This window comes from Enterococcus sp. AZ140 (assembly GCF_051714405.1).
Taxonomy (GTDB): domain Bacteria; phylum Bacillota; class Bacilli; order Lactobacillales; family Enterococcaceae; genus Enterococcus_B; species Enterococcus_B pernyi.
In genome coordinates this window covers 757,501-770,246 of the sequence record NZ_JBIORU010000001.1, presented here as the reverse complement: position 1 = coordinate 770,246, position 12,746 = coordinate 757,501, and the positions used below count along the sequence as shown (strand labels likewise).

The 12,746-nt window shown below is 37.4% G+C and carries 10 protein-coding genes, 2 tRNA genes and 1 pseudogene; 2 read left to right on the top strand and 11 right to left on the bottom strand.

All coding sequences use genetic code 11. The features are described from left to right. Positions 1-18 precede the first annotated feature (18 nt). From IGJ39_RS03650 to IGJ39_RS03630, 5 genes are all read right to left on the bottom strand, one after another. Positions 19-1,161 carry a cysteine desulfurase family protein gene (locus tag IGJ39_RS03650; protein WP_019723566.1) on the bottom strand — a complete coding sequence of 381 codons (1,143 nt, stop codon included), beginning with the start codon at positions 1,159-1,161 and terminating at the stop codon, positions 19-21. A gap of 199 nt (positions 1,162-1,360) precedes the next feature. Beyond that, positions 1,361-3,082, bottom strand: a complete 1,722-nt coding sequence (locus IGJ39_RS03645; protein ID WP_019723567.1) for a septation ring formation regulator EzrA — start codon at positions 3,080-3,082, stop codon at positions 1,361-1,363. A gap of 203 nt (positions 3,083-3,285) precedes the next feature. After that, a complete protein-coding gene (locus IGJ39_RS03640; protein WP_066026447.1) occupies positions 3,286-3,840 on the bottom strand; it encodes an HAD family hydrolase in 555 nt (184 codons plus the stop codon). A gap of 31 nt (positions 3,841-3,871) precedes the next feature. Further along, positions 3,872-4,711 (bottom strand): Cof-type HAD-IIB family hydrolase, encoded by an 840-nt coding sequence (locus tag IGJ39_RS03635; RefSeq protein WP_019723569.1) that lies wholly within the window; start codon positions 4,709-4,711, stop codon positions 3,872-3,874. 120 nt (positions 4,712-4,831) lie between these two features. Continuing rightward, entirely contained in the window at positions 4,832-5,665 is an 834-nt protein-coding gene (locus IGJ39_RS03630) for a DUF72 domain-containing protein (protein WP_066026448.1), read from the bottom strand. A 143-nt stretch (positions 5,666-5,808) separates the two neighbouring features. Here IGJ39_RS03630 and IGJ39_RS03625 point away from each other — a divergent pair, with 143 nt between their 5' ends. Continuing rightward, positions 5,809-6,777 carry an asparaginase gene (locus IGJ39_RS03625; RefSeq protein WP_010736088.1) on the top strand — a complete coding sequence of 323 codons (969 nt, stop codon included), beginning with the start codon at positions 5,809-5,811 and terminating at the stop codon, positions 6,775-6,777. Positions 6,778-7,122: 345 nt separating this feature from the next. Here the strand turns inward: IGJ39_RS03625 and IGJ39_RS03620 are convergent, their stop codons facing one another. The 4 genes from IGJ39_RS03620 to IGJ39_RS03605 all read right to left on the bottom strand — a co-directional run bounded on the left by IGJ39_RS03620 (position 7,123) and on the right by IGJ39_RS03605 (position 10,467). Next, positions 7,123-7,872 (bottom strand): acyl-ACP thioesterase domain-containing protein, encoded by a 750-nt coding sequence (locus IGJ39_RS03620; protein WP_010736089.1) that lies wholly within the window; start codon positions 7,870-7,872, stop codon positions 7,123-7,125. A 14-nt stretch (positions 7,873-7,886) separates the two neighbouring features. Then, positions 7,887-8,720, bottom strand: a complete 834-nt coding sequence (locus tag IGJ39_RS03615; protein ID WP_019723571.1) for a fructosamine kinase family protein — start codon at positions 8,718-8,720, stop codon at positions 7,887-7,889. Between the two features lie 181 nt (positions 8,721-8,901). After that, positions 8,902-10,230, bottom strand: a complete 1,329-nt coding sequence (locus IGJ39_RS03610) for an aminopeptidase C (RefSeq protein ID WP_066026626.1) — start codon at positions 10,228-10,230, stop codon at positions 8,902-8,904. 163 nt (positions 10,231-10,393) lie between these two features. Further along, positions 10,394-10,467: transfer RNA gene (locus IGJ39_RS03605), tRNA-Asn, on the bottom strand. A gap of 199 nt (positions 10,468-10,666) precedes the next feature. Between IGJ39_RS03605 and IGJ39_RS03600 the strand changes: the two genes are divergently transcribed. Further along, positions 10,667-10,739 (top strand) — tRNA-Thr (locus IGJ39_RS03600). Here IGJ39_RS03600 and IGJ39_RS03595 read toward each other — a convergent pair. Next, a pseudogene (locus IGJ39_RS03595) lies at positions 10,730-11,510 on the bottom strand (IS5/IS1182 family transposase); the annotation flags it as partial. The gene IGJ39_RS03600 and the pseudogene IGJ39_RS03595 sit on opposite strands and share 10 nt — an antisense overlap. 296 nt (positions 11,511-11,806) lie before the next feature. Continuing rightward, entirely contained in the window at positions 11,807-12,415 is a 609-nt protein-coding gene (locus IGJ39_RS03590) for a hypothetical protein (protein WP_430608280.1), read from the bottom strand. Positions 12,416-12,746 lie beyond the last annotated feature (331 nt).

Below are 12,746 nucleotides of genomic sequence, written 5' to 3'. Positions count from 1 at the left end.
AAAACACTCCTCTGTTTCTTAATTGATGACTGAAAATTTCTTGTACAACTGTTTAAAGATGATCATGAATTGTTCGACTTCTGCCATCGTATTGCTTTCATCTAAGCTGACGCGAATCGCTGAAGTAGCTAAATCATTGGGTACTTGCATCGCATGCAGCGTACTACTTGCCATGTGCTTTCTAGAAGAACAAGCGCTTGTCGTAGAGACAAATATTTGTTTTTCTTCTAATGCATGGACCAATACCTCACCACGAATACCTTTTAATGAAAAACACAAAATATGGGGTGCGTAATCTTCACCTTCAGAAAAAATCGTTACTTTATCATACGTATGTAAAGCTTCAATCAATGCTTGTTTAAGATAGGCAGTTTGGTTTGGTTTTTGTGCTTTGATATCTAGAGCTAAACGCAGCGCTTTTGCCATCGCGACGATCCCCGGCACATTCTCTGTTCCACTCCGTTGATTTTTCTCTTGTCCGCCTCCAGTGAACAGCGGTGCTAAACGTCGGCCTTTTTTCCAATAAACAAAACCAACACCACGAGGCCCGTGGAATTTATGGGCAGAAAAAGTGGCAAAATCCACACGTTCAGTCAACCATTCCTCTAAAGGAACTTTACCAATCGCTTGTACCGCATCCACATGGAAATGGATTTTAGGAAAATCATTTAAAAAACTACTGATTTCTTTGATTGGTTGAATCGCACCTACTTCATTATTCACTGCCATAACGGAAACCAAAATCGTTTCTTTACGTACTAATTTTTTCAACTCATCTACGCGGACGATCCCTCTTTTATCGACAGGAGCAATACTCACTTCGATACCGAGTTTTTTTAACTGCTCAGCTGTTTCACTGACAGCAGGATGTTCAACGCCTGATATGATCATGTGGTTACCGTAACCTAGTTTTTCAAGCATCGTTCCTTTAAGCACCCAGTTATTTCCTTCTGTTCCACCTGACGTGAAATACACTTCTTCAGGAGACACAGCAATCAGTTCAGCGATTTGTTTTCTCGCTTGTTGTAGCAGACGGTTCGCCTGATTGCCTAAATCGTGTAGACTTGATGGATTCCCGATGATCCGTTGACTTGTTTTGACATACGCATCCAAACTTTGCGGATAGATCGGTGTTGTCGCACTATTATCGAAATATATCATATTTAAACCTTCTTTTTTTGAAATTCTTACCTATTATAACGGTTGTCCCTTGTGCTTTCAAGTGGCGTTTTCTCCGAGTTGGACTCTATAAAAAAATCGATCGAATCAATGTATTCCCTGCCCAACAGTTACGCATCAATGACTTCCAAAAAAAGACAACACTCGGCACTTGCCTGTGTTGTCTTTTTTGATCGCAGGATTATACTAAATCAGGATGATTGAAGTAAAAATCTTCGATTCGTTTGAATGCACCTGGTTCTGTGCGCTCTAATGCTGTGCCGATCTCATCCAAAGCCTCTTGATAGTGATATTCTTTATTGAATAAGTAATAACTCTTTTCAATGGCTTCTTTCACTTCTTCATGTGTGTGACGGTAACGGTTCGCATATTGCAACATTTGCTCGGTTAATGCTGCTGCATCCACTAGATCGTGGGTTTTCTTATCGAGTAACTCTAGATCTTCTTCACATAATGCTACAAGACGTTCGACCTCATCCATGTTGACTCTGATTTTATTCAACACAGTACTCAATTCTTCGATACGTTCTGTTGCCACAAAGAAAAACTCTAGATAATCATTTGGCAAACCTGGTAATCGTTGTTTTTCAACAAACCGTTTAAGACTGCGCAATTTAAATTCGAATGTGTCGATTTTTTCTTGCGCTTCTTTTTCACCTTTTCTTAGTTCGTGTAAAGAATCGCTGATTTCAACCTGTTGGTTTTCAATATCTTCTAATACTTTGAAGACTTTCTTATAGAACGTTCTTACTTCTGAGTAAGGCACTTCATGTTGTTGTAACTGTGGTTTGATTTGTTCGTTTTGACGTTCGATTTCTTCCACTTCTGTTTGGAAACCACGTACACGCCCGATTTCGTTATGGTTCAATGTATAACTTTGAGCGGTATGATCTAATTCGATCAACAATTGACGATTGTTTTTCGTCGCATGTTTGATATATTGTTCGATCGTTGCTTGATTTTTAGTCACAAATACTTGTGCTTCCATCTCACGTTCTAAAATATCGTATAATGCATCGATCAGATTAGCCGTTTCACGATTTTCAAATTCAACAGTTTCAACTTCCGTTTTCTCAATATTGATCAACGAACGTTCGATTCGACGATTGATCGTTTCGATATCGCCAGACAGGTTTTCTTCTGGAAAAACATACTCCTCTTTGATTAAGCGGTCATAGGTCTCTTGGATCTCTTCCACTTGCGCCGGGAAAGTCGTATTCAAATCTTCAAATAATGGCGGGATTTTTTTCATTAACGCATCCACTTCATACGTGTGTTTTTCCGCTTTATCCAGCACTTCACGGGCTTCAACTGGATCACCTGAAGTATTTAACGTAACAAATTGTGTAAACTCATTTTCAATCGTTTTCACTTGCTTTTGTAACTCAGGTAAAGCTGGACCGTATTGCTGTTCTTCTTCTCGGATCGTTGCTTTTAGTTCCTCATAAACGTCTAAAGCTTGTTGAACAGCTAAGGAATTACGTTCTTCTGTTTCACGCAATTCTTTTAAGCCGTCACGAATCTCCGCAACTTCTTTTTCCATTTGGTTCATGGTTGCTTCGGCTTCTTCTACTGCTTTTTTCCCTTTTAGGAATCTAAAGCTCTCGTTGAGATTTTCAACTTCAAAGATCTGACTTTCTAACTCGGCAAATGATGAGGTAGAGATGTCATTCCATTTTTGACTCCATTCACGAAAGGTATTTTGGCTTTGCCCCACTAGATGCATTTTTTTGACATCGTCAACTTCTTCAATCACAGGCAAGTCGAATAATTCTTCCTTGCGTTTTTCTAAGACGTCCAATCGATCTTGGTTTTTTTTCTTCATTACGTAACTAACCAAAAAAGCCAGAATGGCGACTATAATGATTGCAATGACGATCCCGATGATAACATTATTTCCCATTTAAGGTTCCTCCGTTTTCAATATGCATCTACTGTCTCTATTTGTTTATGATCAGACGAATCTGATTTGCATAACATTGTAAATACGTCTTTCGTGCAAAAAGACATCTATTTTATATTATAACATACTATGTTCAGTCATACACTACCTACATAAAAAATCTTTTTTGCTATCTTTCTACCAACTAAAATGAGAAGATCTTATCAAAGACTCGTTGAAGAATTTTCTTCGGCAAACTTTAGTCGCTCTGCCTTCTTCATTTGCTCCTTGATTTCCTTTGCGATCCTTTCTTCAGGTGCATAATCCTTTTGCCAATTGTCTGGCTTCAATACTTTGTTTGTAACAGGATCGTAGTGAGGTTTTCCATCTGGAAACAGTTTTCCCATATTCGCTTGATGGACAATATCAAAAATCCTCGTAGGATCAACGCCCAGCAAAGAAAAAGAGCCATACGTAAAATAAAGCAAATCAGTCAGCGCATCTACTTGCTCAACGAGACTTTCCTCTCCCCAATTTTGTTTTGTGAGAATCTTTTTTTCTGCTTGATCAAGTGCATCATGCAAATATTGGACGGAATCATGCAATTTTTTTGCATCACCGTCACTGGCTGCTGCCACAAATTCAACTAACTCTTCGATTTTAAAACCCGCTCGGTCATCGGCATGTTTTTTTGTAAATGCAGTGGGTCGCTCTGGTATTCTTGGATCGAACGTCCGATGGAATCGTTCTACTTTTTGATAAGGTGTTTCTGGCTCCATAATGATTCTAGTCCTCCTAACTGACACACATTCAATCAACTATCCCAAAATGCTTCAAACCTTTATAAATACCATCCGCTTCATTCGAAGCCGTGACAAAATCAGCTTGCTGCTTCACACCAGTTGGCGCATTGCCCATTGCAACACCAATTCCAACTCCTTTTAGCATTTCAACATCATTGTAATGATCCCCAAACGCCATGATTTCGGACAATGCAATTCCTTTATTTGTCGCAAATTGTTGGATTCCTAACAATTTGGACCCCCCTTTAGGAATAATATCGACCGTATAAGGATTGGAACGTTGGAACGAACACTCTGGGAATCGTTGGTCAAGCTTTTCTTGCTCAGATGTTTGGCTCAATAAAATACATTGATAAATCGGCTCGTTCAAGATCGCTAATGTTTCATATCGTTTTCGTTGCCGATGGGGACTGAACACTTGCAAGATTTTTTTCAATAGACGTACAGGGAATTTTTTGGGTAAGTGATTGACGATTTTTTTGATGATGATCGATTGTCCTAGCATCATTGTCGTTGAACCATCTAGTTGATCTCGCCCACCAAAAATGATTTGTCGGTGATGGGCATCCGAAAAGTGGACGATATCCGCTAATACTGTTTTATCAAAAGGATGGTCGACGATCGTTTGATCACGGTCAAAGACTAATTGACCATTGTAGACGACGAACATGTCTAGTTCAAGTTCATCGATCACTTCTTTGATTCTTACTGGGCTGCGCCCAGTGGCAACACCGCATAATATGCCCTTTTTTTGTAGTTGATCAATCGCATCTTTAGTTGAAGCCAACGCTTTTGCTTGGTTGTTGACTAATGTGCCATCGATATCAAAAAAAACTGCTTTGATCATGTCGTTCCATCACCTCTTCCGATTATTATTTAGTAAAAATTTCTAGTTGAACAGTTTCATTTCTTATTAGTAAGGCGTGCTTGCTACTTTTTATATAGAGTGGTTACAACAGCCAGGTCTTCAAAACAAATCGATTTGTTTTGGGTTAAGCTCATCTGGTTCGATCCCTAAGATTTTTTGTAATGCCAAAGCATTTTCAGCCGCATCTCCACCAGAGTTATTATTGAAGATCACCCCAACATGTTTTGTTGCACCGTCTACTTTTTTGATGGCTGCTGCTAATTCCTGTAATTCTTCTTCAGAATAGCGATACAACGTTCTTTTTTTTCGCCAATCCTGATCATTTGCTTGCCAACCTTGCTCATTTCTTCCATGAAAACGGAAAAGGGTAAAATCCGTATTTGTCACATAAGGATCAAAAGGAATCGTCGTATTCAATAATTGTGGTTCATCAATGATTGCTAAGGAAAACATTGCACAAGTCATAAACTGTCTCGTGCGTGACAGAAATTGGTCGCTGTACCAAGAATAGTCACGTAACTCAATAGCTACCGGATAGCCATTGAACCATTTTCTTAGTTTTCTTAAATAGGCAACATTTTCTTTGGTGCATTTAAATGAAGCAGGGAATTGGACTAAAAAACAAAAGAGTTTTCCTGACTCGCTCATCGGTGCCATCACATCTAAAAAGCGTTCAATCATCTCTTCTTCGGATTGATAATACTTCTGCCAGTCGCCTTGACCACTGATTCCTTGGTAAGCTTTCATCACGAAGCGAAAAGATGCTGGTACTTCATTCACCCACTTCTCCACAGATGACTTTCTTGGGATACCATAATAGGCGGTATCTAATTCGACTAATGAAAGGACACTCGCATAATCGTAAAGAGTATTATTCTTTTTTCCTGTTAATTTGTCATGTTCTTTAAATGAAGTCAAGCCAATTTTGATCACGACGAATCACTTCCATTCGTTTAAATTCATTTTATCTTTGTTCCCAAGTTTTTCTGTTTGATTCATTCATAGCAAAACTCTTTTATATAGTATACAATAAGCTAGAAACCCTATGCAAAATTATTCGTGAGGAAGTTCTGAAAATGAAAAAAATTCTTATCTTACACACAGGCGGCACAATCGCCATGAAAGAAAATTCTTTAACAGGTGGCGTGAGTCCAGATGTGGCTAACCCACTATTAGATGCAGAAGTAACGATTCCAGAAAATGTTGATTTGATCATGGAAGATATCTTTAATCTCCCTTCCCCGCACATCATGCCTAAACATATGTTACAACTTAAAGAAAGAATCAATCAAGCCGTTCTTTCTGACATCCAAGGTGTCGTGATCACGCATGGGACAGATACGTTGGAAGAAACAGCATTTTTTCTAGACTCAACGATTGGTGATAAATTACCGATCGTCTTAACAGGAGCGATGCGTTCAAGTAATGAGTTAGGTAGCGATGGTCTATATAATTTTGAAAGTGCGATTCGGGTAGCAAGTTGTGATGAAGCAAAAGACAAAGGTGTTTTGGTCGTGATGAACGATGAGATCCACTCAGCACGCTATGTCACTAAAACCCACACGACTAATGTTGCTACTTTTCGTACTCCTACGTTAGGACCAATCGGTTTGATCACTAAAAATCGTATATTGTTTATGCAAGAATTACTTGAAGCGCAAAGACTAGATATCGCATCAGTCAAAGGAACGATCCCAATCGTCAAAGCCTATGCGGGTATGCAAGGTGATTTATTAGAAGCACTTGCCCATTCGAAAGTCGACGGTCTGGTCATTGAAGCTTTAGGCGCTGGGAATCTGCCTCCGCAGGCATTAACAGCATTAAAGAAACTCTTGATCCAAAAAATACCAGTAGTCTTGGTTTCTCGTTGTTTCAACGGAATCGCTGAACCCGTCTATGATTACGAAGGTGGCGGAAAAGAACTCGCAAGTATGGGCGTTATTTTTTGTAATAGTATCAATAGCCAAAAAGCTAGAATAAAACTTTTGATTGCCATTAACGGTGGCTTGTCAGAAGAACAGTTGATCAAATTTATGACACAATAGAAATCAAATTGAGTAATACAGGGTTTGCTCGCCTCTTCATATGGAAAACTCAATAGACGCTACAATCACATCATTGTTAAACGGAGTTCCAAATGAAACTCCTTTAGAAATAAGCGTGAAAAAGAAAGTGAGACAAAAATAAAATTCATTTTTGTTTCTATCCTTAAAAGCGAATAAACGGTGTTCCAGAAGTAACTCCTTCGGAAATAAGCCGAGAAACCCAAAAATTTGAAAAACAATTTTCGGGTTTCTCGGCTTATTTCTCGGAGCTGAACACTTCTGTCACAACCTCTTTTCGCGCTTATTTATCGAAGCAAAATATCTCACAATCTTATCTCACTCGATTTATTTTGTTTCTTCATTTTTCTCCCATAAGATATTCGCTGCACAATAAAGTTGCTCTTGCATTCTGATCTCATGTCTCGTTTTTACCTCTGTTCCAGACACCGTTTGTTCATAATGACTCTCGATCTCATTGCCATATTCAACTTCTTTATCAAAACGGATCAACACATGTTTAGGTGTATGTGTTGTCAAAAAATCGTAACCTAAAACATCAATGATCCAGTTGAAGTACATCGCATTGTTCACATGTTGATTGCTGTCAATATCATAAAATCGCACACGATATGGCAACATCAAGCCTGATTCGATTGGCTCGATTTTTTCTTGTCGTTTGATTTTCTTGATTTTTTCACTTTCAAAAGGTGCAATGATTTCTTCATTCACACTACTCATCTTACGGTTCACTAGATCCATCAAAACAAAGACTGATTCGATTTCAACTAATTCATTTCCTTCCTCATCATGAATCCAAAAATTACGATAACAAAAGAATTTATTATACTGCATCGCTTGTGTGGTAACATCGATTTTTTCACCGACATGAGGCAAGCGATTGATGTTCATCGAATAGTTCGTGATTACCCAAGTCAAGCCAAAGCTACTGACAAAGTCGGTTCCTCGGCCTAAATGATCACTTTGTTCTTCCGAAGTCTTGATGACCACACCCAGCATGGACGGAAAAGTCATTGTTTTGTTGATATCACATTCATAATAAGATACTTCATGTTTTTTTGTATATTTTTGTGCCAAAAGAAAACCTCCAATTACTTCTTCATTAATATATGATCGACCTGTGTCCCATAACTCTCTCCAAACATATTGAGATGCGCCAACAAGTAATAGAGTTGATAGAGTGGCAAACGACTCTCCCAGCCCTCTTCCAATGGCCAGCTTTCTTGGTAAGCTTCCAGGAATTCAGGACGAAAGCCACCGAACAACTGACTCATCGCAATATCTTGCTCGCGATTCCCATAAGAAACTGCTGGATCGATAAACACTGGTCTTCCTTGCTTATCATAGAAAACATTACCACTCCATAAATCTCCATGCAAGAGGCTAGGCGTAATCTTCCTATGATCGTCACGATTTAGTAGCTCTTTTTTTAACCGTTGATACTCTTTTTCACGTGTTTCATTCCATCGATTGTTTTTCTCCGCTATGTCGATTTGAGCCTCCAAGCGATTTTTGAAAAAGAAGGTCCACCAATCTTCTTCAAATGTATTGAGCTGTGGTAAACTCCCTAGATAGTTGTCCTTGCGAAAACCAAACTGTGGTGCAGTTGAACGATGGATTTTTACTAAGTCTTTTGCCAGTTCTCGAGGATCACCTTTCCCTGGTTCGATCCATTCCATCAATAGATAGGCACCTTCATTTGTTTCGCCTAACATATAAGTTTCAGGTACTCGTACATGTGGTGCGAGCTCTTTCAGACCATCCACTTCTGCTTCAAAAAAGCGTTTGGTCACATGAGGATGGATTTTTAGAAAATAGGATTTTTGCTGTTCTTCAATTCGATAGTTTTGATTCACATCTCCCCCAGTAATCGGTATCACTTTACCACTCAAACGAATCTCTGTTAACACTTCTTGGATATCCATTTTCACTCCTCCTTGCTATTTCACAAGATCGATGATTCATCGATCAAGTACGCCCGCAACAACTCCTATATCATTTTAAAGTATAACACAGGTATTTATAAAATCCTGAAATCAAGAAATCAACAAAAAACAGATACAGAAAACTATCAAGTCTCTGTATCTGTTTTGATTGATATTGAAATTAAGCTAATGCCCCCATTGGGTCCCAAGGAGCTAATAAAATTGGTTCAGCATTAAATGCGGCTAGCTGTTCTTCCGTCAATAAATCTTTGCGGACAACGATTTGATACGTATATTCATCCATCCACTCGTCACTCATCACAAAGAATCCTTTATCTCCGACTTTTTCTCCCCAGCTATTTTCGACTTTCCATTTCGTTGATTTTCCATCAACTAAATCGACACCAGTCAAGACCATCGCGTGAGTCATCAAACTTTCGCCATGATCCAAACGCTCCGCTTTCGTCATAGAAAAATCTAAATCAAATAATTCATCCATCTCATAAACGTCTGTTGCCATGATGCCGCTATCTCTTGTAGAAGATTGACCAACATCACACCCAAACCACACAGATTCTCCTTGTTCCAATTGAGCAATCGCTAAATTTTTGAACGTTGTCATATCGACATTAAGATATTTGACTTCTTTTCCTCCTACAACATTCCCTAACATTTCAACCGTATAAGAGCGATCATACGGTTTGTCTGCGGTCGGTGCATTGATGATACTTACATAATCATCCAAATTTACACCTATATATTTATCGTAAAACATTTGTGGAGTCAATTGTTGATCGATATGGTAATTTTTTTCTTCATCTCGATACTCAAAATCAAATTCAGTTGGTGGAGTACCTAAAGAAGTTGTTAGAAATTGATAGATCCCAGCTAACATCTTTTCTTTTTCTACTTGGATCTCTTCATTTGTTTTTCCTTCTGCCACTAATTGACGTAGTTTAACGGCGTCTTTACGCAATAATTTGTTTAAGTAGTTATTCAAATCACGAGAATTTGAGCTATTCGCGCTTTCTGGCATCACTGATTTTGGTACGACACCATATTTTTGGAATAATGATACGATCATATCCCATTGTCCACCATCTTGTTGGGGAACAGCCAGTAAAAAAGCGACTTTACGACTGTCTAATGCTTCATTGCCAGTTGCAAGAATATTTTCATAAAAATAGTTTGCTTTCTCGTATTTATCCCAAAAGAAAGTATAATTTTGTGATAATTCAAATTCCTTTAAGTGGAATTGAGTCAACAATTTGTGACGGAATGTATTCAACGCCGCAAACATCCAGCAACGGCCAGATTGTTTTTGGTTTGAGACTTTTCCAGTCGCTAGATCTACAGAAAATACCGGTGTGTTTTTTGTATGTGAAGCAATATTTTCTGCTGAAGCTGTGATCCCATTCTTTACAACAGCATTTTGTAAGGCTTGTTGCTTTTTATTCGTTTGAAATTGATCGGCAAATTTTTTTGTCATATCTGGTGTAATTGCGTTCATTTAATCATCCTTCCCGATTGAAAATATATCTCCATTTTACTCTTTAACCCTTTGAATTACAACGTGCTATTCTGAAAATTCAGAACAATCATGCGATTCAATCTGCCTATTCTCATTATAAAACAAAAAAATCCAGAAGAACTCTTCTGGATTTTGTATAGTACTCCGGCAGTAGGACTCGAACCTACGACATCATGATTAACAGTCATGCGCTACTACCAACTGAGCTATGCCGGAATCAAATTACATAAATATAATATCAATTTTCATCATATAACGCAATACTTTTTTTCAATTTTTCAAATAATTACTAATTAACCATCGTTATTTTATATTTGTGAAAAACAACTCAATTTCTTTTAAATGTCGTCTGTTCATAGAGAAAAGTTATTGACAAATGACCATAAATTAGTTATCCTATTTAGGTAGTAAAAATGCCGCTTTAGCTCAGCTGGTAGAGCGCTTCCATGGTAAGGAAGAGGTCGACGGTTCAAGCCCGTCAAGTGGCTTCATTAAGACAACGTTGTTGAGACGTTGTCTTTTTTGTTAAAAAAAAGACAGTATGACGATAGTCCTTCATGAAAAATAGAAACGAATCCAATTTTTGATGTATTTTGTCAAAAATGAATTCGTTTTTGCTGGTAACCGCACGTTTCTCTCCATGTATTTCCCTAACTTTCTCAGATTTAGTGCATAAGCGCCAATCCGACATCAATCGTCGTTCCTTATTTATCATATAAGTAAAAACAGCGGAACGTGAAATGAACTTTTAGATGATCAAAAACTTCTTTTTTACATTCTGCCTTGAAGTAGCGCTAAGAATTATTCACTAGAAGTTATCGCTTTTTTACATACTTTTCAAACGGGTACATTGACTCCAAACTGGACAAGCTTGACATTCTTCGCATTCATAACCTTTGAAATCTCGGACAAAGCTCCTTTTATCTTTCCTCCGACTATAGCCTTTAAATAAGGTAGGTTAGTTTGCTGAACAAATATACTCATATTGTTTTTTCAGATAGAACCAATTTCTATGTTGCATGAATGTTCCTTGTTCTTCTTTTTGCTTTCTTTGTAATACGTACTGTAGGTGATCAAAGGTGTTTTATGTAGAACATCAATGATATACATATAATTTTGTTCACTCCCATAACCTACATCAATTCTAGTAGCTCTTTATATTGTTCTAAAAATGGTGCTGAGCTTTGAATGTTCCTTAGGTTTAGGAATAAGTCATAGGGTAAGACATACTGGTTTTCTGTTTTGATTTGTAAATTATACCGTTCTAATTCATTGATGCGGTGTTGAGAAATTGCTACGACTAGGGATTTGAAGGCAAAAGCAATATAAATTTCTTGGATAAACTGTTACTTAGGCAGGGAGAAAGTTGTTTGATTGATAGGATAATTTTTAAACATAAAGCACACTCTTTTTTGATTTAGTTTCGTCACTTAAATCATTTAAGGTTGTGTGCTTTTTTATGTTCTTAAATTCAAAAAATGAGCGATAATCAGATATTTTTCTGATTATCGCCCTACTCTCTACTGATTTAAGCAAATCGTTTTTTGTCTTATTTTTAAACTGTGCCTTCTACATGAACAATATATCGTTGATTAGCACTACCATCCCTGCCGTTAAGAGGTGATAATATCAATGCTCGGTTATTTTGTCCATTAGGCGTTTCCATCACAAGGCTTGTACTAACATTTTGGATATAAACTATATTGCCATTTGCATGCGTATTTACTCTATACATTCTCCATTTATCGCTGCTTATATTCCAGCGAGTGTCTACTTTAAAACCTGAACCTGTTGATGCAGCTGATAAGTAGGCTGCTCTAAATATTCCACCTGGGCCACCTGCACTTAAAGGTCCACCCATAATTTGGTAAGTACGGTCAACATTATTATAGATTAGTATCCATTTTTGATTACGCGAATTAGTATTATTAAACATAATCACATCATTAATATTGGACATACTCCAGTCGATAACGTTCCTTGTATTAGCAGGGCTTTGAATCGAAACCATTCGATTATGATAGATCCCGCCCACGTCAACCCCGCGACTTTCAATCTGAGCTTTTGCAGTATTTTCATCTGCACTTACAGTATGCGAACCTAGTATTGCACCAAATGTTGTAGCTAAAAAAATTCCAAAAATCAGTTTCGTAATTTTTTTCATATCTTATTCTCCTTTATTACGATTTGCTTAAACTTAGTATCTCAAAGTTATGACTTATAATTACATTTTGATTAGTATTGCAACAAAAAAACTAACTATAAACAAATTTTTAATTAATCTTATTTTAAAGTTAAAGCATATTCGAACTATTTCATCACATGTTTACCTGGACATAGATTACAACTAAATAAGAATTTCGGTACTATAGTTACGTTTAAAATTCCTGTGTAACTTGATAAAATGAAGAGATAAATTGATTTTTATGTGAAAAAGCGACTCTACAAATCATAACCACCTTCCAAAAGGTGGTTATGATTTAAATTCAGTAACA